This is a genomic window from Cupriavidus taiwanensis (genome assembly GCF_900250075.1).
GTDB lineage: Bacteria > Pseudomonadota > Gammaproteobacteria > Burkholderiales > Burkholderiaceae > Cupriavidus > Cupriavidus taiwanensis_C.
The window spans coordinates 2584894-2606419 of record NZ_LT977070.1 but is presented as its reverse complement, the minus strand read 5'-3'; the positions used below and the strand labels follow the sequence as shown (position 1 = coordinate 2606419).

Genomic DNA, 21526 nt, shown 5'->3' with positions numbered 1-21526 from the left:
CTCTGGTTTGGCTCGGGCGCCCGGGCGATCTGCGTGCCCTGGAACTCCCGCATGCGCTTTGCACCGGCGTGCGGTATCCGCCGCGCCGGCAAAGAACAAGGATTTTAAAAAGGGGCCCGCCGGCGCCCGCCGTACATCGCGTCATGATCGCGATGAGCCACATTCAGGGATCAGGGTTTGTCCGGAGAGCATGGCGGCGCACATGGGGCCCTTGCGGCACACCCGGCCAGAGTACTCTAAACGGCGCCCGCTGCAAAAGTATGCAAGCCAGCCGCGCGCCCGCATGACTGGCCCTGGCGACGATTCCGGCCGGCTGGCGCGGGCGCGGCCATGGCGCCATACTGGCGGGCAGCGCGCCGGCACACCGCGGGCGCCATTCCAATATCAGGCGAGGTTTCCCCATGACCGAATTTCTTCCGCCGTGGCCGTTGCTGACAGCTTTCGTGGTGGCCAGCCTGGCGCTGGCGATCACGCCGGGCCCGGCCGTGGTCTATATCGTCACGCGCACGCTGGCGCAGGGCCGGCAGGCCGGGCTGGCCTCGATCGGCGCGGTGGCGCTGGGCAACCTGGGCAATGCCATCGGCGCCTCGCTGGGGCTGGCGGTGCTGTTCTCGGTGTCGGCGCTGGCCTTTACGGTGGTCAAGTACGCCGGCGCGGCCTACCTGATCTGGCTGGGCGTGCGAGCCTTGCGCGGCGGCGGCGGGGCCGATGGCGGCGCCCCCGAGGTGTCGCCGCGCAGCCTGCGCCAGGTGGTGCGCGACGGCTTCGTGGTGGCGCTGCTCAACCCCAAGACCGCGATCTTCTTCGCCGCCTTCCTGCCGCAGTTCATGGACCCGGCGGGCTCGGCGCTGGCGCAGAGCCTGGCGCTGGGCGTGGCCTTCGTGCTGATCGCCGCGACCACGGATGCGTGCTACGTGATGGCCGCCGCCGCGGTGATGCCGGCGCTGCGCCGCGCCGGCCGCGCGCGCGCGCTGGGCCGCTACCTGACCGGCGCGGCCTTTATCGGGCTGGGGGTGTTTACCGCGGCATCGGGCTCGCGCGCGCCGAAGTAGAAGGGCGGGTGAAAAAACTGCCGCGGCTCAGCGCAGCGGCAGTTCGAGGATGCCGCCGGCGGCTGGGCGGGCGCGCATGGCGTTGAGCCAGCGCTCCAGCTCGGGGCGCGGCTGGTGCTGGCGCGGCAGTCCCATCCAGCGGTGCGCGGCACAGGCCAGCGAGATGTCGGCCATGGTGAAGCGGTCGCCGCCGATGAACTCGCGTCCGGCCAGCGCCTTGTCCAGCAGCGCGGCGAGCGGCTCGGTGCGCTCGCACGAGGCGTCGATGGCGGCCGGGTCGCGCTCGGCTTCGGGCTTGCGCACCAGGTTCAGGAACGCGGTCACCATCGCCGGGCTGAAGGCGGTCGTCTGCCAGTCCATCCAGCGGTCGGCCGAGGCGCGCGCCTTGACGTCCTCGGGCCACAGCGTGCCTTCGCCGTAGCGTGCGCACAGGTAGCGCACGATCGCATTGGACTCCCACAGCACGAAGGGCTCGCCGCCGACATCCGTGCCGCGGAAATCCTCGATCACCGGGATCTGGCGGTTAGGGTTCAGGCGCACGTAGGCCTCGGTGTCGAGGTCGCCCTTGGTCACGCCGATATCGACGCGCTCATGGTCCAGGTGCAGCTCGCGCGCGCACCAGACCACCTTCTGCACGTTGATGGAGGAAAGCCGGCCCCAGATACGCAACATGTCGTCTCCCAAGTCAGGTGCGCCCGCGTTTATCCGTCTATCCGTGGCATCAGGCCGCGCGCGGCTGCCGCGCCGCGGCAATGGCTTCGCGGAACAGCTCGCCGAGGATCGCCACGCCCTGTTCGATGCGCTCCGCCGGCACCGTGACGAAGGCCAGGCGCAGCGCGTTGCGCTTCGGGTTGTTGGCATAGAACGGCGCGCCCGGCACGTAGGCGACGTTGCGCCTGACCGCTTCCTCCAGGATCACCATGCTGTCCAGCCCCTCGGGCAGCTCCATCCAGATGAACATGCCGCCTTCGGGCGTATTCCAGCTGACACCCTCGGGCATGTGGCGCTCGAGCGCATCCAGCATGGTCTGGCACTGCTTGCCGTAGAGCTCGCGGATGGTCGGGATATGGGTGTCGAGCAGGCCGTCGCGCACGGTCTCGTAGGCCACGCGCTGCGTGAACGTGGGCGTGTGCAGGTCCGAGGCCTGCTTGGCCTGGCACAGCTTGAAATGCAGCTCGGGCGGGGCGATCACGTAGCCCAGGCGCATGCCGGGGGCCAGGATCTTGGAGAACGAGCCCATGTAGATCACGCCATCGGGGTTCATCGAAAGCAGGCTCGGCAGCTGGTCGCCGGTGTAGCTGAGCGCGCCGTACGGATCGTCCTCGACCAGCAGCACGCCCAGTTCCTGCGCGCGCGCCACCAGCGCCTGGCGGCGCTCCAGCGGCAGGCGGCGCCCGGTCGGGTTCTGGAAGTTGGGCAGGGCGTACAGGAAGCGCGCGCCGGCGGTCAGCTCGGGCGTCAGCGCCTCGGGCAGCAGGCCCTTGTCGTCGCTCGGGATCGAGACGAATTCCGGCTCGAACAGCGAGAACGCCTGGAGCGCGCCGAGGTAGCTGGGGGTTTCCACCATCACCTTGCTGCCGGGGTCGATCATCACCTTGGCGATCAGGTCCAGCGCCTGCTGCGAGCCGGTGGTGATCAGCACGCGCTCGACCGCCACGTCATGGCGCCGGGCGACGAACTCGCGCAGCGGCAGGTAGCCTTCGGTGGCGGCGTACTGCAGCGCCGCCTGCGGGTTGTCGGCGAAGACGCGGGCCGTCGCGGCTTCCATCGCCGCTACCGGGAACGACGCCGGCGACGGCAGGCCGCCGGCGAACGAAATGACTTCCGGACGCTCGGTGACCTTAAGGATTTCGCGGATGGCCGAGCTGGTGAGTTGCTGCGCCCGGCGGGAAATGGCCCATTTCATGATGTGTCTCTAGTCTGCGGTGATTCTTGGGAGAGCGGCACGGCAACGGCCGGCCGCTCAGTCAACGATAAAGCTTCAGCCCTGCACTTCGGCGATCAGTTCGATCTCGACGCACGCGCCCAGCGGCACCTGCGCCACGCCGAACGCGCTGCGCGCGTGCTTGCCCTTGTCGCCGAAGACCTCGGCCAGCAGCTCGGAGGCGCCGTTGGTGACCAGGTGCTGCTCGGTGAAGTCGGTGGTCGAATTGACCAGGCTCATCACCTTGACGATGCGGGTGACGCGGTTCAGGTCGCCGACATGCGCATGCAGCGTCGCCAGCAGGTCGATGGCGACGGCGCGGGCGGCGGCCTTGCCGGTTTCGGTGTCGATCTCCTGGCCCAGCTTGCCGGTCCAGACCTTGCCGTCCTTGCGCGCGATATGGCCGGACAGGAACACGGTGTTGCCGGTCTGCGCGGCCATCACGTAGGCGGCGGCGGGGGCGCTGACGGCCGGCAGTTCGATGCCGAGGCGGGCAAGGGTATCGTAGACCGAGGTTTGGGACATGTAGGCTCCAGTCAGTGAATGCGTCCGGGAAGGATCGGTGAGGGTTCCGGGGCAGGTGCGGATTGCTGCACGGCGGCGCGGCGGCCCAGGGCCACGACGGCAATCACCGCCACCGCGAAGGCGATGGTGGCAGCGTCGAGCGGCTCGGACAGGATCAGCGCGCCGCCCGCCAGCGTCAGGAACGGCTGCAGCAATTGTATCTGGCCGACGCGGGCCACGCCGCCTTTTGCCAGGCCGGCGTACCAGAAAAGGAAGCCCACGAACATCGAGAACACCGAAACATAGGCCATGCCGCCCCACGCCCGCGGCGACGCCGCGGCGATCGCCGGCAGGTCGCGCAGCGTCAGCCAGGCCACCACCGGCACCAGCACCGGCAGCGATACCACCAGCGCCCAGCTGATGGTTTCCAGCCCGCCCAGCTCGCGCGACAGCTTGCCGCCCTCGGCATAGCCCAGCGCGCCCAGCAGCACCGCGCCGAACAGGAACCAGTCGGCATGCTGCAGGCCGCCGGCCCCCTGCCACGCGGCAAAGCCGACCACCAGCGCGCTGCCGGCCACGGCCGACAGCCAGAACGCCGGCGACGGCCGCTCGCGCCCGAACCACGCGGCGAACACCGCGGTGGCCAGCGGCAGCAGCCCGATCACGATGGCGCCGTGGCTGGCCGGCACCTCGCGCATGGCCAGCGAGGAAAACAGCGGAAAGCCCGCCACCACGCCCAGCGCGGTCACGGCCAGCCGCGTCCATTGCCCGCCGCGCGGGCGCCGGCCCGCGCGCAGCGCGCCGCGCCAGGCCAGCAGCGCCAGCGCCAGCAGCGCGGCCAGCACGGCCCGCGCCAGCGCGACGAAGATCGGGTCCAGTTCGGCCACCGCCATGCGCGTGAACGGCAGGGTCTGGCTGAAGATCGCCACGCCGACCAGGCCCAGCAGCATGCCGCCGGAGGCCGGCACGGCAGCAGCCGGGGGTGTCGTCGATGACAAGGGTGTTGGCGGAGCGGGGCGGCTGGCGGGCATGGTTGGCCTCGGTGTTGTCAGGGTGTTGATCTCGCGGGTCAGGCTGCCGCGGGCACGCCGGGGCGGGCCCCGACCGCAATCCACAGCGCCGTCAGCGCCAGCGCCGCGCCCATGGCGCGGTTGAACCAGCGCACGCGCTGGCCGTGCTGCAGCCACTGCCGCAGCGACGCGCCCACCGCGCCATAGACGCCGTTGCTGACGAAGCCCAGTACGCCAAACACGCCGCACACCAGCAGCACGCGCCGCACCGGCGACGCCGCGCCCGCCATGTACGAGGCCGCCACCGCCAGCGCCAGCATCCACGCCTTGATATTGGCGTACTGCAGCGCCGCCGATTGCCACACGCTGAGCGGGCGCAGCACCTGCTTTTCGGCCAGCGCGGTGCTGCGCGCGATCTTCCACGCCAGCCACAGCAGGTAGGCGACGCCGGCCGCGTGCACCGCGGCGGCCAGCGCGGGCTGGCCCAGCACCAGCGCACCCACGCCCAGCGCGCACAGCGCCAGGATGCTGGCAAAGCCAAAGGCGACGCCGACGCAATGCGGCAGCGTCGCGCGCAGGCCGAAGTTGGCCCCGCTCACCGCGGCGATGGTGGTGTTGGGTCCGGGTGTGAACAGGCCGACCGTCAGCAGCGTCAGCAGCGCCGCGAACTGTGCCGTGCTCAGGCCGGTGAGCAGGCCGCTGAACAGTGTGGAAGTCGTCATGCCAACGCCACCGCCACGCGCCGGTTGGTGCGGCTCTTCTTTTCGATCTTCGTCACCACCACCGCGCCGATCTCGCCGGTGTTGGCCACGTGCGTGCCGCCGCACGGCTGGCGGTCGACCCCGGGGATCTCGATGATGCGGATGCTGGCCGTGCCCGCCGGCGGCGCGGCGCCGATGGTGCGCACCAGGTCGGGCTGCGCGGCCAGTTCCTGCGGCGTGATCAGGGTGGTGCGCACCGCGGTGTTGGCGCGGATCAGCGCGTTCAGGCGCTCGCTCAGGTCGGCCTTGTCGAGCGTGGATTCGGGCAGGTCGAAGTCGATGCGCGCGCTGTCCGGCGAGATGCCGCAGCCGGTCACGGGCACCGGGATCAGCGAGCCCAGCAGGTGCAGGCAGGTGTGCAGGCGCATCAGCCGGTGGCGGCGGTCCCAGTCGATCGCCACGGTGACGCGCTCGCCGGCGCGCGGCAGCGGCGCCTCGGCGGCCGGCACATGCAGGATGCGGCGGCGGTCGTCGGCGTAGACCGTGTCGACGATGGCCACGGTGCGCCCGTCGGCCAGCGTCAGCGTGGCGGTGTCGCCGGCCTGGCCCCCGCTACGCGCGTAGCACACGGTCTCGTCGAGCTCGATGCCCTCGGCGCTGGCGGCCACCACGGTGGCGGCGCAGTGGTCGAGGTACGGGTCTTCGTCGAAACGCTTGCGGGTGGCGGACATCGGGGGCTCCTTGGGGCTTGTGGTGGGGACGGCTAGCGCAGGGGACGGCTAGCGCAGGGTGCGGATGCCCTGCGCGGTTTCGATCTCGGCAATCAGTCCGGGCGGGCCGTCGTCCTGCTCCACTGCGAGCAGGTGGTCGGCGCCCAGCCATGCCAGCCCCTGGCGCAGCAGCTCGGCACGCGGGTGGCGCGCGGACAGCCGGCGCAGCGCCAGGTCCTGCCGCGGCAGGCTGGCGCCGGGGGCAGGGGTCACGTCCCACTGGATCAGGCTGGGCAGCGCGCCGTCGCCGGCGCTGCCGGCTTCGCCCGGCCAGGCCGGCAGGCTGCCGTCGGCGGGTACGGTGATGCGCCACTGCAGGCTGCCGCGGTTCATCGGGATCACCGGGGCGATGCGTTCGGGATACTGGGCCTGCCAGCGGCTAATGTCGGCGGGCCGTTCCACGCGCGCGGCCCAGTGCAGCAGGAACGGGCCATCGCGCAGGCGCTGCTGTACCGCTTCGCTGTCCAGGCCGAACCAGCGCGGCCGTGCCGGCGCGGCGGCGGCCGGATCGATCGCGATCACTTCCAGGTAGATGCCGCCGAACAGGCCCAGCACGCGGTTGTGCGTGCCCATGGCCGCATGCGCGCCGCCGCCCTGGGGCGCAATGCCCAGCACGCCGGCAACGTAGTCGGTGCCGGTGCCGAGGTCGGGGGCGGCAACGATGAGGTGATCGAGGGCTAGCTTCATCTTGGCTTGATGGTAGACAAGGTACTCGGTACAGTACCGGTACAGTTGCACGGATCGTCTTCAGTACAGTTGCAGGAGCAGCACATGGATGCCCAGTCCAGCAAGGGCGACGCCGGCGGCGACAGCGCCGCCGTGGCCCGCCAGAAGGATAGCCGAGGCGGCGCGCAAGCCCCAGCCGGCGCCGCAGCCGCGCGCGCGCTGCAGCTGGTGCTGTCGTCCACCGCGCGCTTGCCGGACCCGGTGCCATCGGCGCAGATGACGCTGGTCGAGCAGCTGACCGAATGGGCGCGCATGCGCATCGACGAGCGTGTGTTCCGCGCCGGCATGCGCATGCCGTCGATCCGGCAGCTGGCGCAGGAGAAGGGCATCTCGCGCTTTACCGTGGTCGAGGCCTACGAGCGGCTGGTGGCGCTGGGCTACCTGGAATCGCGCCGGGGCTCGGGCTTCTACGTGCGCGAGCGGGCGCCGGCCGCGCCGGCGGCGCCGGTCTCGCGCGACGCGCCGGCGGCGCGCAAGATCGACGTGACCTGGCTGCTGCGCAGCATGTTCCATACCGCCGAGGCGCACAAGGCGCCCGGGCTGGGCTTCCTGCCCAACGACTGGCTCGACGGCGAGCTGATCGCCAGCGCGCTGCGCGGGCTCGGCCGCCAGCCCGGCAACCATTTCCTGGCCAGCGGCACCCCGCAGGGCTTCCTGCCGCTGCGCCAGCAGTTGCGCACCCGGCTGGAAGAACTGGAGATCCGCGCCGGCGCCGAGCAGATCGTGCTGACCTCGGGCATCACCCAGGCACTAGACCTGATTGCCCGGCTCTACCTGCAGCCCGGCGACGCGGTGCTGGTCGGCGACCCGGCGTGGTTCGTGATGTTCGGCCGCTTTGCCGCGCAGGGGGCGCAGGTGATCGGCGTGCCCTATACCGGCGAGGGCCCGGACCTGGAGGCGCTGGAGCGCATCGTGCAGGCGCACCGGCCCCGACTGTTCGTGATCAACTCGGTGCTGCACAATCCGACCGGCACCTCGCTGTCTGCCGCCAAGGCGTTCCAGCTGCTGCGCCTGGCCGAGCAGTACGACTTCCTGATCGTCGAGGACGATATCTACTGCGACCTGTGCCCGCCCGGCCACGCCGCCACCCGGCTGGCCAGCCTGGACCAGCTGCGCCGGGTGATCTACCTGGGCAGCTTTTCCAAGACGCTGGCGGCCAACCTGCGCGTCGGCTTCGTCGCCGCGCACCCGGAGACGGCCGCGGCCCTGACCGACGGCAAGCTGCTGGCCGGGCTGGCCACGCCCGAGATCAACGAGCGGGTGCTGTACAAGGTGCTGACCGAAGGGCATTACCGCAAGCACGTCGAGCGCGTGCGCACCCGGCTCGACCGCGCTCGCGACGAGACCCGGCGGGAGCTGGAGCGGCTGGGCCTGCGCCTGTTCCCCGGCCAGCATGCCGGCATGTACCTGTGGGCCGACACCGGCCGCGATTCCAACGCCATCACCACCGCCGGCCATGAAGAAGGCTACCTGTTCGCCCCGGGCAGCCTGTTTTCGCCGTCGCAGATGCCGTCCGGCTGGATGCGCTTCAACGTCGCCAGCAGCGGCGATCCGGACATGCTGCGCTTCCTGGCGCGGCAGCTCGAGCGGCTGTAGCCGAGCGCCCGGCGCGTCCCCCGGGTCTTGAAAATGGCCCGGGCGTCCCTATTTTTGCCGGCACGGCCCCGGTGGCCAGCCAACCTATCCAGATTCGCCTGTTTTCAAGAGGAGAACCATGACCGCACCGCACGAGACGATGAGCTTCCAGGCGGAAGTGAAGCAGCTGCTGCACCTGATGATCCACTCGCTGTACAGCAACAAGGAAATTTTCCTGCGCGAGCTGGTCTCTAATGCTTCGGACGCCACTGACAAGCTGCGCTTCGAGGCGATCGCGAATCCGTCCCTGCTCGAGAACGACGCCGACCTGGCCATCCGCATCGAGGCCGATGCGCAGGCACGCACGCTGAAGATCACCGACAACGGCATCGGCATGAGCCGCGACGAGGCCATCCGCAACCTCGGCACCATCGCCCGTTCGGGCACCAGGGAATTCTTCCAGCAGCTGTCCGGCGACCAGCAGAAGGACGCGGCGCTGATCGGACAGTTCGGCGTGGGCTTTTATTCGGCCTTCATCGTAGCCGACAAGGTCACGGTGGAAACCCGCCGCGCCGGCCTGGGCGCCGAGGAAGCCGTGCGCTGGGAAAGCAGCGGCGACGGCGAGTTCACCGTCGACGCGATCGCGCGCGCCGAGCGCGGCACCACCATCACGCTGCACCTGCGCGAGGGCGAGGACGATTTCCTGTCGGCGTGGCGCCTGAAGAGCATCATCCAGAAGTATTCGGACCATATCTCGCTGCCGATCCGCATGCCCAAGGAAGTGTGGGACGCCGAGGCCAGCGCCTACAAGCGCACCGACGAGTGGGAGAGCGTGAACCAGGCCAGCGCGTTGTGGACCCGCGCCAAGTCCGACATCACCGACGAGCAGTACACCGCGTTCTACCAGCACATCGCGCACGACAACGAGGCGCCGCTGGCGTGGACCCACAACCGCGTCGAAGGCCGCAGCGAATACACCCAGCTGCTGTACATCCCGGCGCGCGCGCCGTTCGACCTGTGGGATCGCAACCACAAGGCCGGCCTGAAGCTGTACGTGAAGCGCGTCTTCATCATGGACGACGCCGAGCAGCTGCTGGCGGGCTACCTGCGCTGGGTCAAGGGCGTGGTCGATTCCGCCGACCTGCCGCTGAACGTGTCGCGCGAGCTGCTGCAGGAGAGCCGCGACGTCAAGGCGATCCGCGAGGGCTGCACCAAGCGCGTGCTGTCGATGCTGGAATCGATGGCCGACAGCGAGGACGAAGCCGAGCGCGCCAAGTACGACACCTTCTGGCAGCAATTCGGCCAGGCGCTGAAGGAAGGCGCCGGCGAAGACCAGGCCAACCAGGAGCGCGTGGCAAAGCTGCTGCGCTTCGCCTCGACCCATAACGACACCGCCGAGCAGAACGTGTCGCTGGCCGCCTATGTCGGCCGGATGAAGGAAGGGCAGGACAAGATCTACTACGTCACGGCCGACACCTGGTCCGCCGCGAAGAACAGCCCGCACCTGGAAGTGTTCCGCAAGAAGGGCATCGAAGTGCTGCTGCTGACCGACCGTGTCGATGAATGGATGCTGTCGTTCCTGCGCGAATTCGACGGCAAGGAGCTGGTGTCGGTGGCGCGCGGCGACCTCGACCTGGGCAAGCTTGCCGACGAGGCCGAGAAGGCCGAGCAGGAAAAGGCCGAAGCCGACTGGAAGGATGTGGTCGAGCGCGCCAAGGCCGTGCTGGCCGGCAAGGCCAAGGACGTGCGCGTGACGCTGCGCCTGACTGCATCGGCATCGTGCCTGGTGTCGGACGAGGGCGACATGAGCGGCTACCTGCAGCGCCTGCTCAAGCAGGCCGGCCAGAAGGCGCCGGATGCCCGGCCGATCCTGGAACTGAACCCGGAACACGCGCTGGTGAAGAAGCTGCGGGACCTGCAAGGCGAGCAATCGGGGGATGCCTTCAGCGACCGCCTGCAGGTGCTGTTCGACCAGGCGCTGCTGGCCGAAGGCGGCATGCTGGAAGACCCGGCGGCCTACGTGCAGCGCGTGAACAAGCTGCTGGCCTGACGGCTGCGATGCGGGCTTGCACAGCGTTGGTTGTCTGCCTCTCCCATAAATGGAAGAGGGCAGGCAACACTCGCGGCCGTCTGCATCGCCCTCTTTGCCATGTCCGCCACTACGCCCCCCAAGATCGACCTCCACCAGGGCCTGCCCCCCGTCATCGACGCCCACACCCGCGTGCTGGTGCTGGGCAGCTTTCCCGGTGCCGCGTCGCTCGCCGCGCGCCAGTATTACGCCCATCCGCGCAACCAGTTCTGGCCGCTGCTGGGCGCGCTGACCGGCGAGCCGCTGGCGGAACTGCCCTATGCCGAACGGCTGGTGCGGCTGCTGGCGCATCGCATCGGCGTGTGGGACGTGCTGGGCGCGTGCCAGCGCGAAGGCAGCCTGGACAGCAATATCCGTTATCCGCAGGCCAACGATTTCACGCGCCTGCGCGCACTGGCGCCGTCGCTGCGGCGCATCGGCTTCAACGGCGGCACCTCAGGCCGCTTTGCGCCGCAGTTCGCCGCGCAGGGCTACGAGACCGTGGTGCTGCCCTCGTCCAGCCCGGCGCATGCCGCGCGCAGCTTCGAGCAGAAGCTTTCGTTATGGCGCAGCCTGCTGGACTGAGGGGCTCGCTGCCGGCATTGCGCGTATGGAATCGGCCTGCCCGGAAGTGACGCGTTCCGGATTGTCGTGGGCCATCGCGCACCTATACTGGAATCGGGCCGGCCCATGATTCCAAACCGGGAGTATCGGCCGCTCCTTGTGCGCCTTGCGGGCTCGCACTTTCTGACGCATGGCGCGAATGCATCGGAAGTGAGTTGCCTGAGCCGGCAAATATGCGGCAAGGAGGCAATCATGTTCAAGCATCTGCTGCTGGCGGTCGATGGCTCCGACCTGTCTGAATCGGCGTTCCGCAAGGCGCTCGCGCTGGCGCGGGACATGGGGGCGCGTACCACCGCGGTGCGGGTCTGTCCGAACTACCACGTGCTGACCTACCAGGTCGAGATGCTGGAGGACACGCGCGAAACCTACGTCAAGGAAGCCGCGGCGGGCGCCACGCAGTACCTGCGCGAGCGCGCCGAGGAAGCCAGCGCGGCGGGCGTGCCGTGCGACACCGCCTACGCCGTCAACGACCATCCCTACGAAGCCATCATCAAGACCGCCGAGGACAAGGGCTGCGACCTGATCGTGATGGCATCGCACGGGCGGCGCGGCATCCAGGGCATGCTGATCGGCAGCGAGACGCTGAAGGTGCTGACGCACAGCAAGATCCCGGTGCTGGTCTATCGCTAGCACGGCGACGCGCGTCAACCAGCAGGCCCTGGCGGGCACCGGTTGCAAAACCGGCGCTGCCGGGGCCGCATTTTTTTTCCGCCGCGAGGCGCTTCTGGCATCCTGAGGGCCTGTCCGCAGCCCCGTTTGCAACCCTATGCGGCGCCCGCGCCCGGGCCGCCGCCGCGCCTTTCTGTCACAATGCCGGCGGCTGGCGCGCCCGCCGTGGTTTCAAAGGTGATTTCCCTATGCGTATTTTCGGCATCAGCATCCATATCATCGTTGCACTGTTCTTTGCCGTGCACGCGGTGCGCACGCACCAGAACATGTACTGGCTGCTGATCCTGTTCCTGTTCCCGGGCCTCGGCAGCGTGGTCTATTTCTTTGCGATCTACCTGCCCGAGCTGCGCCAGTCGCGCGGGGCGCGCGCGGCGACGCGCGCCATCACGCAGCTGGTCGATCCCAACCGCGCGGTGCGCGAGGCCCGCTCGGATTTCGATCGGGCCCCGACGGTGGCGCACCGCATGCGCCTGGGCGCGGCGCTGCTGGCCGCCGGCGAGCCGGCCGAGGCGCTGCAGCACTACCAGGCGGCCGCCAACGGCCCATTCGCGACCGATCCCGCGCTGCTGCAAGGCCTGGCGCAGGCGCAGTTCGCCACCGGCGATGCGCCCGGCGCGCAAGCGACGCTGGAAAAGCTGTTCGCGGCCCAGCCGCGCGCGCGCCAGCAGCCGGAGCCGGCCCTGCTGTACGCGCAAGCCCTGGCCGCCACCGGCGCGGCCGGCACGCGCGCCGCCTTCGAGCAGGCGCTGACCAGCGCCAGCGACGCCGCCCCGCGCTGCCTGTTCGCCGACTGGCTGGCGGCCCAGCCCGACCCGGCCGACCGCGAGCGCGCGCAGCGGCTGTATGCCGAAATCATCCACGACGCCCGCCACTGGCCGCGCCACGCCCGCGACCACAACCGCGCCTGGCTGCAGCGCGCGCAGGCGGCGCTGGCCAGGTAAATCCGCGTTCGTTCCCATCGCCTCCATCGCCTCGGCGTGGGCGGCGAACGCCTTTCTCGACGACATGACCCTACTGAAACGCAAATCGATTGAAGCCGTGGCCTCGCGCCGTCCGGCACGCGGCACCCGCACCCGTGGCGAGGCGCCAGCCCGCGAAGAAAAACGCATGACGCCGCGCTTCGCGCCGGTGACGTTCTCGGAAATGGAAGGCGTGCGCTACCTGCACTTCGGCACCGAGTGGGTGCAGGGCGCGATGCGGCTGCGCAAGCCGGATGCGATCGAGCTGGAATACGCGCAGCAGATGATGGCCTGGCTGCTGTTCCTGTCGCCGTCGGTCGATGAATTCCACGTGGTGCAGCTGGGCCTGGGCGCCGCGGCGCTGACCAAGTTCTGCCATCGCCAGTTCAGCCGCGCGCGCGTGACCGCTGTGGAGCTGAACCCCGCCGTGATCGTCGCCGGGCGCAGCATGTTCGGCCTGCGCGAGGACGACGCGCGGCTGACCGTGCGCGAGCAGGACGCCTGGGACTACGTGATGGACGGCGCCCACGCCGGCGCCGTCGACGTGCTGCAGGTCGACCTGTACGACGCCACCGCGCGCGGCCCGGTGCTGGACACCACCGCGTTCTACCGCGCCTGCCGCCGCACGCTGAAGGCGCCGGGTGTGATGACGATCAACCTGTTCGGCGACCACGACAGCTTTCCGAAGAACATCGCGCGCATCTGCGATGCCTTCGACAACCGCGTGCTGGTGTTCCCGGAAGTGCATGACGGCAACATCATCGCGCTGGCCTTCAACGGGCCGGAAATCGATGTGGCGTGGGACGTGCTGGAAGCGCGCGCCGACGTGATCGAGGACACCACCGGGCTGCCGGCGCGGGACTGGGTGCAGAAGCTGCGCGCGGCCAATGCGCGGCAGGAAGAGCGGTTGATGATTTAAGCACCTCTCCCCCGCAAGCGGGAGAGAGGAGGAAACCCCGGGCGCGCGGACGCCTTCACTCCTTGTGAAAGAACTGCGCCAGCGACCACTCGTCGGTGCGCGCCTCGTACTTCAGACCCTTCTTCATCGCCCACATCGCCAGCTGGCTGTGCGATGGAATGATCGCGTGGTCGGCCAGCGCAAACCTGGCGGCCGCGCGGGCATTGTCCTCGCGCGCCTTGTCGCTGCTGACCGTGGTCAGCGATTTCTCGATCAGCTGGTCCAGCTGCGGGTTGCTGTACTTGCCCCAGTTCCAGGTGCCGTAGCCGGTCTTCGGGTTGGGCGTGCCGGTGATCGAGCGCAGCGCCACGTCGGCGGCGGCCGAGCCCCAGCCCAGCATCTGGAAGGCAAACTCGCCCTGGCGCGCGCGCGTGAAGTAGGCCGCCACCGGCATGGTTTCCACCCTGGTCTGGATGCCGATGCGGGTCAGCATGCTGGCGGTGGCCTGCGCCACCGCGGCGTCGTTCAGGTAGCGGTTGTTGGTGGCGTGCAGCGTCAGGGCGAAACCGTCCGGGTAGCCCGCCGCGGCCAGCAGCTTCTTCGCGCCTTCCGGGTCGTAGGCTTCGGGTTTGGTGCCGGGATGGCCGAAGATCTGCGGCGACACGATCGACGAGGCCGGCACCGCCAGGCCCTCCATGATGCGGCTGACGATGGCGTCGCGGTTCAGCGCCTTGCTGACCGCGGCGCGCACGCGCGCGTCCTTGAACGGATTCTTGCCCAGCGGCTTGCCCGCCTTGTCGGTGACAAAGGGCGGGTTGTCGCGCGACTGGTCCATCTGCCAGAACACGGTGCGCCACGACACCTGCTGCTCGATTTTGAACTTCGGGTTCTGCCTGAGCTTGGCGACGTCGGCCGAGGGCACGCTTTCGATCACGTCGACATCGCCCGCCAGCAGCGCGGCGCTGCGCGCGCCGTTGTCGGTGATGATGCGGAACACCGCGCGGTCCCACTCGGGCTTCGGGCCCCAGTAGTCGGGATTGCGTGCCATCACGATTTCCTGGCCGCGCGCAAAACGCACGAACTTGAACGGGCCGGTGCCGATCATGGCCTTGCCCGAGTCGAAATCGTTCTGCGTCAGCGTGGCCGCGACCTTCTTTGGCATGATCGGCACGCTGTTCAGGTCATTGGCCAGGTTGGCGTAGTTGGGCACGCTCATGGTCAGGCGCACGGTGAGCGGGTCGGGCGTGTCGATGCGGGCGATCGGCTTGGTGTAGCTGGTGAACGAGCCCGGGCTGTTGACCAGCTTCTCCGGCCGCTCCAGCGAGGCCTTGACGTCTTCGCTGGTAAAGGGCGAGCCGTCGTGCCACTTCACGTTGGGGCGCAGCTTGATTTCCCAGGTGATGGCGTTGACCGGCTTCCACGACAGCGCCAGCCCGGGGATGTAGCGCGCGTTCTTGTCCATGAACACCAGCGACTCGAACACGTGCAGGGCAATGGCGTTGTTGGGACCGGCATTGTTCCAGTGCGGATCCATCGACGTGACGTCGGCGGCCAGGCCGATGCGCAGGTCTTCGGCATGCGCGGCGCCGGCCGGCAGCAGGGTGAAGGCGGCGCTGCCGAAGACGAGCGCCGCGGCGGCACGGAGCACCGCGCGGCGCGCGGGAGTGACACGGCGGCGCGGCGGACGTTGCGGCGGCAGGGCGTGGATCATGGTCATCGGGCAGGCTCCTCGTACGGGTTAGCGCGGTCGCGGACGGGTTCTCAGACGGGTTTGTCCCGCATTGTGCCGCTAAAGTGGCATGGTTGCAGCCTTGCTGGCAGGGCTGCCCGGTAAAATGGCGTCCATGTTCGCCAATTCCCGCACCATCGTCTCGGCGCAGTCCGATGTCCATGAACACCTCGCCGCGCGCGTCGCGCGCCACCTGGCAGAGCCGTTCCGCAAGCCCATCGGCGAGCCCAGCCGGCGCGAGCTGGCCGCGGCGCTGCAGCGCTGGCAGCAGACTGGCGGCGCGCCGCTGATCCTCGATGCCGGCTGCGGCGTCGGCGAAAGCACGCTGCGCCTGGCCACGCAGTTCCCCGGCCATTTCGTCATCGGCGTCGACCAGTCCGAAAAGCGCCTGGCCGCCGGCAAGGACTGGTGGGGCGAAGCGCCGATGCCGGCGAATTTCTGCTGGGCCCGCGCCGATCTGGTCGATGTCTGGCGGCTGCTGCAGGCGGATGCGGTGCCGGTGGCGCGCCACTACGTGCTGTACCCGAACCCGTGGCCGAAAATCGGCCACCTGGGGCGGCGCTGGCAAGGGCACGCGGTGTTCCCGGCGCTGGCGGCGTGCGGCGACTACCTCGAGTGCCGCAGCAACTGGCGCATCTATATCGACGAGTTCGCGCAGGCGCTGGAACTGGCGGGACGGCCGGCGCGGATCGAGGCCTGGGCGCCGGCGCAGCCGATGACGCCGTTCGAGCGCAAGTACGCGGCCTCCGGCCATGGCTTGTGGCGCTGCGTCAGCGAGCGGCAGCCCGGCTGAACGCTCGATGAAAAACGGCCCGCATGCGGGCCGTTTCGCTGCCTGGCTCGCTGCCAGCGCGTCTTAGTGGAACAGCGGCTGCTGCGTCGGCGCGTCTTCCGGCAGCTCGGCGTGGACGATCTCGCCGTTGCGGTCGGCGTACAGCGGCGTGCCGCAATCTTCGCAGTATTCCGGATCGAACAGCGCGGCGTGGCGGAAGATGTCCTCGACGCCGGCATTGCGCAGTTCCTCGCAGATCTGCTCGAGCGGATTGCCTTTTTCGTCGGCATCGACCTCGCCGGCTTCGCGGCCGTAGACCGGCCAGACGATGCCGTAGATCACATCCTTCTCGCCGCGCATGGTGAAGCCGACGCGGTATTCCTCGACCACTTCCTCGCCGAAGGCGGCCACCACCGCGGCCAGTTGACCCGCGGAGATGTCCAGCGTGCCGCACAGGTAGTTGACGGCGGCGCGCACGGTCAGCGGGCGGATGCTCTTGTCAGATTCGCGGCAGGACAGGAAGAACGCGTCCGGCAGCAGCAGCTCGAACTCGCAGCCCGGCAGCAGCAGCGCCACCGAAGGCTGCACCTGGCTGCGCCATTGTTCCAGGCAGGTCGAGCGCTCGGCGTGATGGTCCTTGGCGTCTTCCTGCCAGCGGAACAGCGCCTGTTCGCGCGGCGCCACCACCACCGCCAGCAGGTAGCGCGGATCGGCCAGGATCGGCGCGGTCTCGGGCAGGTCGCGCAGGTCGACCTTGGGCACCGCGCCGGCAAGGGCGGCCGCGGCCAGCTTGTGCGTCAGCGCGAAGGTGTCGCTGTGCGTGCGCGGCAGCTGGTCGATGCTGTACAGGTAGGGCGACAGCGCGACCTTGGTGCCGTTGGCGAGCACATGTGCCTGCAGGTGCACCGCCAGGGTCTGCGCCAGTTCGGGCTTGAGCGTGCCGGACGGGATCGCGTAGCGGGTGTGCGCCAGGATCGGCGCGGCGATCAGCAGCGCGTCATAGTGCTGGCCGTCGACCTCGATCGAGGCGGATTCGGCCAGCGTCTCGGCCTGCTCGGCGAGCACGTCGGAGGCGTCGGCATTGTGCTTGAACAGGTGCTCCAGCGCCGCGTCGAGCGCGGTCTGGCTACCGTTCTTCAGCAGGCGGCCAAGGCGCTGCGAAAGCCGCCGCTCCCAGTATCCGTCCTCCATGCGGCTGCCCGATGCGTCGAGGGCGAGCGCATCGGCCACCAGACGCTCGGCGTCGGGAGAGAGTCGCGGGGAAGCCTTGGGGCGAAAACCTGCCATAGAAAGAAACCGTCCGTTTTTTGCGTAAAACGGTATTCTACTCGTTGCGTTGACAGGGAGACCGCTATATGCGTGCGGTCGTTGTGGATGCTGCTGCCTGCGCGACGATTATTTCTCGGCCGGGGCGGGGGCCGCGGACGCTGCCGGGGCCGCGGGCGCATGGCTCTCGACGCTGTGCGATTCGCCGGAAATGGAAACGTCGCTGCCGCCCTTGGTCAGCAGGTAGAGGGCCGCGCCGGCGACCACGATGAATGCGATGAGGATCTTGACCATGGTGTCTCCTGGTTCTGGGTGATGCCGGGGTCCGGCTTGCGGTCGTTCGGCCGCGTTCTTGTGCGACACAGTTTGACAGCCATGGCTTGCGTCAAACTTACACGCGGCGCGCGGGCCCGCAGGTGATGCCCGGGTCGCAAGCGCCAATGAAAAAACGCCGCCTGCCCCGGACCTGGAAAGGGCGGGACGGGCGGCGTCGTTGGCGCGGATGGCGCTGATGGCGCTGATGGCGCTCAGGCGGCCAGCAGCTGGCGCAGCACGAACGGCAGGATGCCGCCGTGGTTGTAGTAGTCGACCTCGATCGGCGTATCGATGCGCAGCAGCACCGGCACGCGCTGCACGTCGCCGTTGGCGCGCGTGATCACCAGCACCACGTCCTGCTGCGGCTTCAGGTCGCCCTCGATGCCTTCGATGTCGAAGGTCTCGTTGCCGGTGATACCCAGCGTCTGGGCGCTGTCGGCGCCCTTGAACTGCAGCGGCAGCACCCCCATGCCGACGAGGTTGGAGCGGTGGATGCGCTCGAAGCTGCGCGCGATCACGGCCTTCACGCCCAGCAGCTGGGTGCCCTTGGCGGCCCAGTCGCGCGACGAGCCGGTGCCGTATTCTTCGCCGCCGAACACCACCGTGGGCGTGCCCTCGGCGACATACTTCATCGCCGCGTCATAGATCGACATCTGCTCGCCGGTGGGCTGGTGGATGGTGATGCCGCCTTCCACGCGCGCACCGTCCGCCGTCGGCGGGATCATCAGGTTCTTGATGCGCACGTTGGCGAAGGTGCCGCGCATCATCACCTCATGGTTGCCGCGGCGCGAGCCGTAGCTGTTGAAGTCGGCCTTGAGCACGCCGTGCGAGAGCAGGTACTTGCCCGCCGGCGAGGTGTCCTTGATCGAGCCGGCCGGCGAGATATGGTCGGTGGTCACCGAATCGCCGAAGATGCCCAGCGCGCGCGCGCCGCGCACGCTCGCCGAGGTCGCCGACGGCTCCATGCTGAAGTCCTGGAAGAAAGGAGGCTCGGCGATATAGGTCGAGCGGGGCCAGTCGTAGACCTGGCCCTTGGTGCCCTGGATCGCGCCCCACAGCTTGCTCGGCTTCTTGACCTGCTCGTAGTTGCCCTTGAAGGTCTTGGCGTCCATCGCGTACTTCATCAGGGCGTGGATCTCGTCGGAGCTTGGCCAGATGTCGCCCAGCCAGATGTCGCGGCCGTCCTTGCCCTTGCCGACCGGCTCGGTCATCAGGTCGCGCGTGACGTTGCCGGCGATGGCATAGGCCACCACCAGCGGGGGCGAGGCGAGGAAGTTGGCGCGGATGTTGGGATGGATGCGGGCCTCGAAATTGCGGTTGCCCGACAGCACCGCGGCCGCGACCAGGTCGTTGCTGGTGATGGCCTCGTTCAGCTCGGGCGTCAGGTCGCCGGCATTGCCGATGCAGGTGGTGCAGCCGTAGGCGGTCACGCCGAAGCCCAGCTTTTCCAGGTAGGGCAGCAGGCCCGCGGCCTTCAGGTATTCGGTGACCACGCGGCTGCCCGGCGCCAGCGAGGTCTTGATATGCGGCGCCACGCTCAGGCCGGCTTCGACCGCCTTCTTGGCCAGCAGGCCGGCGCCCAGCAGCACGCTGGGGTTGGAGGTGTTGGTGCACGAGGTGATGGCGGCGATCAGCACGTCGCCGTTGCGCACTTCGATGCCGTCGGCGGTGCTGTAGCTGCGGTTCAGGTCGGCGGCATCCTTGTTGAAGCCGTTTTCGGCCACCGGCTTGCTGAACAGCGAGGCAAAGGTGCTCTTGACGTTGCCGATCTCGATGCGGTCCTGCGGGCGCTTGGGGCCCGCCAGCGACGGCGCCACCGTGGCCAGGTCCAGCGTCACCACCTTGCTGTAGTCGATCTCGCCGGCGCCGGGGATGCCGAACATGTCCTGCGCCCGGAAATAGCCCTCGAACGCGGCGATTTCCTCGTCGGTGCGGCCGGTGCCGCGGAAGTATTCGATGGTCTTCTCGTCCACCGGGAAGAAGCCCATGGTGGCGCCGTATTCGGGCGCCATGTTGCCGATGGTGGCGCGGTCGGGCAGGGCCAGGCTGGCGGTGCCTTCGCCGAAGAATTCGACGAACTTGCCCACCACCTTCTCCTTGCGCAGCATCTCGGTGATGGTCAGCACCAGGTCGGTGGCGGTGACGCCTTCGCGCAGGCGGCCCTTGAGTTCGACGCCGACCACGTCCGGCGTCAGGAAGTACACCGGCTGGCCCAGCATGCCGGCCTCGGCCTCGATGCCGCCGACGCCCCAGCCGACCACGCCGATGCCGTTGATCATGGTGGTGTGCGAATCGGTGCCGACCAGCGTGTCAGGGTAGTAGACGCCGTCCTTGCGGTGCACGCCGCGCGCCAGGTATTCCAGGTTGACCTGGTGCACGATGCCGAAGCCCGGCTGCACCACGCCGAAGGTGTCGAAGGCCTGCATGCCCCACTTCATGAACTGGTAGCGCTCGTTGTTGCGCTGGAATTCCAGCTGCATGTTCAGGTCCAGCGCCTTCTTTTCGCGGAAGTGGTCGATCTGCACCGAGTGGTCGACCACCAGGTCCACCGGCACCAGCGGCTCGATCTGCTTGGGGTTCTTGCCCATCTTCTCGGCGACGTTGCGCATCGCCGCCAGGTCGGCCAGCAGCGGCACCCCGGTGAAGTCCTGCAAGACCACGCGCGCCACCACGAAGGGAATCTCGTCGACGCGCTCGGCGTTGGGCTTCCAGTTGGCCAGCTGGCGGACGTGTTCCTCGGTGACCTTCTTGCCGTCGCAGTTGCGCAGCACCGATTCCAGCACCACGCGGATCGACACCGGCAGGCGGCCGATGTCCAGGTCCAGTGCCTCGCCCAGCTGGGGCAGGGAGTAATACTGGCCCTTGCCGGAAGAGCCGATGCTGAATTCTTTTAGCGTGTTCTTGAGGTTGTGGGGCATTGCCGTACTCCGATCGAAGGATGATGCGATGGCATTGGCTCGGACCTGAATCGAGACCCCGGTGCGCTGCCACGGCGTTTGACCGCGGTCCGAGGCAGGCAGCGCACTGCAACTGCATACTCTAACCGGGGTGCGGCTTGGCCGCCACCCGGCACGGCAAGGCAAAAGGGCGCTGGCGGCCGCAAGGCAGCGGCCGCCAGCGCCCCGGTACGGCTTACTGCTTGGGCGCGGCGGTTTGCTGGGTGCTTCCCGGCTGAATCGTCTGGCCGTCCGGCGGGGTAACCAGCAGCGGGGTGGTGGCCGGCGCGCGCAGGCCGCCGGCCTGGGTCGGGGCCGCGGCGCCGGCCTGCATGGCGGCACTCTGGCAATCGTCGGCGAGGCGCTGGCCCAGGTTCTTGTTGAACAGCATGGCCTTGCTCGGGATCACCACCAGGTCCAGGCCGGTGCGGGCGTCGTAGTAGCGGTCGGCGCCGGTCACCGTGGCCTGGCGCGGCAGCTTGTAGTCGCGGCCTTGCCAGTGCACGGTCAGGATTTCGTCACGCAGCATGTCGCCGGCGATATACAGGCTGTTGCCCAGCTCGCATTGCCACTTCTCGCCGCTCGGGGTCACCGCCGCAGCGGTGCCGGCCGCGGCGGCCGCGCCGGCGGCGGCCTTCTTCTTGGTCGACGACTTCTTCTTGGTGGTGGTCTTCTTGGCCGGCTCCTGCGCCATCACGGCGGTGGCGGTGGTCAGGCTGAAGGCGCCGATGCAGGCGGCAAGGACAAGATGTTTCATTTTGTGAGTGCCTTTCGGATACTGAAATCGATTTATGGTCATGTGCCCCCGGCAGGCGGGCGGCGCTGGGATCATTGCCGCCGCTATTCTCTACGATTTGGCCTGGGCGGCGTAGTGCTCTGGGCTTTGGTTACATAATCGGCGCCGCTGTTGGGCCGGCTTCACTTGGGCCGGCTTCACTTGCGCTTGCCGATCGGCACGAACTTCAGGTTCTCCGGCCCGGTGTAGTTGGCGCTGGGACGGATGATCTTGTTGTCGATGCGCTGCTCAA

The 21526-nt window shown here is 68.8% G+C and carries 20 protein-coding genes; 8 read left to right on the top strand and 12 right to left on the bottom strand.

Annotated elements, in window-relative coordinates; translation table 11 throughout:
• Positions 1 to 401: 401 nt before the first annotated feature.
• Positions 402 to 1052, top strand: coding sequence for a LysE family translocator (locus CBM2588_RS12075; protein WP_115680702.1), 651 nt, complete (start codon positions 402 to 404; stop codon positions 1050 to 1052).
• A 27-nt stretch (positions 1053 to 1079) separates the two neighbouring features.
• Here the strand turns inward: CBM2588_RS12075 and CBM2588_RS12070 are convergent, their stop codons facing one another.
• The 7 genes from CBM2588_RS12070 to CBM2588_RS12040 all read right to left on the bottom strand — a co-directional run bounded on the left by CBM2588_RS12070 (position 1080) and on the right by CBM2588_RS12040 (position 6648).
• A complete protein-coding gene (locus CBM2588_RS12070) occupies positions 1080 to 1724 on the bottom strand; it encodes a glutathione S-transferase family protein (RefSeq protein ID WP_115680701.1) in 645 nt (214 codons plus the stop codon).
• Between the two features lie 49 nt (positions 1725 to 1773).
• Positions 1774 to 2958 carry a PLP-dependent aminotransferase family protein gene (locus CBM2588_RS12065; RefSeq protein WP_115680700.1) on the bottom strand — a complete coding sequence of 395 codons (1185 nt, stop codon included), beginning with the start codon at positions 2956 to 2958 and terminating at the stop codon, positions 1774 to 1776.
• A 75-nt stretch (positions 2959 to 3033) separates the two neighbouring features.
• Positions 3034 to 3501: a RidA family protein gene (locus tag CBM2588_RS12060; RefSeq protein ID WP_115680699.1), complete on the bottom strand. Its 468-nt coding sequence runs from the start codon at positions 3499 to 3501 to the stop codon at positions 3034 to 3036.
• 11 nt (positions 3502 to 3512) lie between these two features.
• On the bottom strand, positions 3513 to 4430 hold the full coding sequence (locus CBM2588_RS12055) for a DMT family transporter (RefSeq protein WP_115681472.1): 918 nt from the start codon (positions 4428 to 4430) through the stop codon (positions 3513 to 3515).
• 119 nt (positions 4431 to 4549) lie between these two features.
• Positions 4550 to 5212 carry a LysE family translocator gene (locus tag CBM2588_RS12050; RefSeq protein ID WP_115680698.1) on the bottom strand — a complete coding sequence of 221 codons (663 nt, stop codon included), beginning with the start codon at positions 5210 to 5212 and terminating at the stop codon, positions 4550 to 4552.
• Positions 5209 to 5922, bottom strand: coding sequence for an alanyl-tRNA editing protein (locus CBM2588_RS12045; protein ID WP_115680697.1), 714 nt, complete (start codon positions 5920 to 5922; stop codon positions 5209 to 5211). The genes CBM2588_RS12050 and CBM2588_RS12045 overlap by 4 nt, the downstream gene beginning before the upstream one ends.
• 48 nt (positions 5923 to 5970) lie before the next feature.
• A complete protein-coding gene (locus CBM2588_RS12040) occupies positions 5971 to 6648 on the bottom strand; it encodes a VOC family protein (protein WP_115680696.1) in 678 nt (225 codons plus the stop codon).
• Between the two features lie 84 nt (positions 6649 to 6732).
• Between CBM2588_RS12040 and CBM2588_RS12035 the strand changes: the two genes are divergently transcribed.
• From CBM2588_RS12035 to CBM2588_RS12010, 6 genes are all read left to right on the top strand, one after another.
• Positions 6733 to 8283 carry a PLP-dependent aminotransferase family protein gene (locus CBM2588_RS12035; protein WP_115680695.1) on the top strand — a complete coding sequence of 517 codons (1551 nt, stop codon included), beginning with the start codon at positions 6733 to 6735 and terminating at the stop codon, positions 8281 to 8283.
• A 118-nt stretch (positions 8284 to 8401) separates the two neighbouring features.
• On the top strand, positions 8402 to 10312 hold the full coding sequence (htpG, locus tag CBM2588_RS12030) for a molecular chaperone HtpG (RefSeq protein ID WP_115680694.1): 1911 nt from the start codon (positions 8402 to 8404) through the stop codon (positions 10310 to 10312).
• A gap of 99 nt (positions 10313 to 10411) precedes the next feature.
• Entirely contained in the window at positions 10412 to 10915 is a 504-nt protein-coding gene (locus tag CBM2588_RS12025) for a DNA-deoxyinosine glycosylase (protein ID WP_115680693.1), read from the top strand.
• Between the two features lie 231 nt (positions 10916 to 11146).
• Positions 11147 to 11584 carry a universal stress protein gene (locus CBM2588_RS12020; protein ID WP_111521449.1) on the top strand — a complete coding sequence of 146 codons (438 nt, stop codon included), beginning with the start codon at positions 11147 to 11149 and terminating at the stop codon, positions 11582 to 11584.
• A gap of 227 nt (positions 11585 to 11811) precedes the next feature.
• On the top strand, positions 11812 to 12564 hold the full coding sequence (locus tag CBM2588_RS12015) for a tetratricopeptide repeat protein (RefSeq protein WP_115680692.1): 753 nt from the start codon (positions 11812 to 11814) through the stop codon (positions 12562 to 12564).
• A 64-nt stretch (positions 12565 to 12628) separates the two neighbouring features.
• A complete protein-coding gene (locus CBM2588_RS12010) occupies positions 12629 to 13501 on the top strand; it encodes a spermidine synthase (protein WP_115680691.1) in 873 nt (290 codons plus the stop codon).
• Between the two features lie 55 nt (positions 13502 to 13556).
• On the opposite strand, the gene CBM2588_RS12005 is transcribed toward CBM2588_RS12010, so the two are convergent.
• A complete protein-coding gene (locus tag CBM2588_RS12005; RefSeq protein ID WP_115680690.1) occupies positions 13557 to 15197 on the bottom strand; it encodes an ABC transporter substrate-binding protein in 1641 nt (546 codons plus the stop codon).
• Between the two features lie 118 nt (positions 15198 to 15315).
• Here CBM2588_RS12005 and trmB point away from each other — a divergent pair, with 118 nt between their 5' ends.
• Positions 15316 to 16002: a tRNA (guanine(46)-N(7))-methyltransferase TrmB gene (gene trmB / locus CBM2588_RS12000; protein ID WP_115680689.1), complete on the top strand. Its 687-nt coding sequence runs from the start codon at positions 15316 to 15318 to the stop codon at positions 16000 to 16002.
• A 63-nt stretch (positions 16003 to 16065) separates the two neighbouring features.
• Here trmB and CBM2588_RS11995 read toward each other — a convergent pair whose 3' ends face one another.
• The 4 genes from CBM2588_RS11995 to CBM2588_RS11980 form a co-directional block, all read right to left on the bottom strand.
• Positions 16066 to 17268 (bottom strand): DUF2863 family protein, encoded by a 1203-nt coding sequence (locus CBM2588_RS11995; protein WP_115680688.1) that lies wholly within the window; start codon positions 17266 to 17268, stop codon positions 16066 to 16068.
• A gap of 108 nt (positions 17269 to 17376) precedes the next feature.
• Entirely contained in the window at positions 17377 to 17541 is a 165-nt protein-coding gene (locus CBM2588_RS11990) for a hypothetical protein (RefSeq protein WP_172581746.1), read from the bottom strand.
• Between the two features lie 233 nt (positions 17542 to 17774).
• Positions 17775 to 20480 (bottom strand): aconitate hydratase AcnA, encoded by a 2706-nt coding sequence (acnA, locus tag CBM2588_RS11985; RefSeq protein WP_115680687.1) that lies wholly within the window; start codon positions 20478 to 20480, stop codon positions 17775 to 17777.
• A gap of 214 nt (positions 20481 to 20694) precedes the next feature.
• Complete coding sequence (locus CBM2588_RS11980; protein WP_115680686.1) at positions 20695 to 21255, bottom strand: hypothetical protein; 561 nt, start codon at positions 21253 to 21255, stop codon at positions 20695 to 20697.
• Positions 21256 to 21526 lie beyond the last annotated feature (271 nt).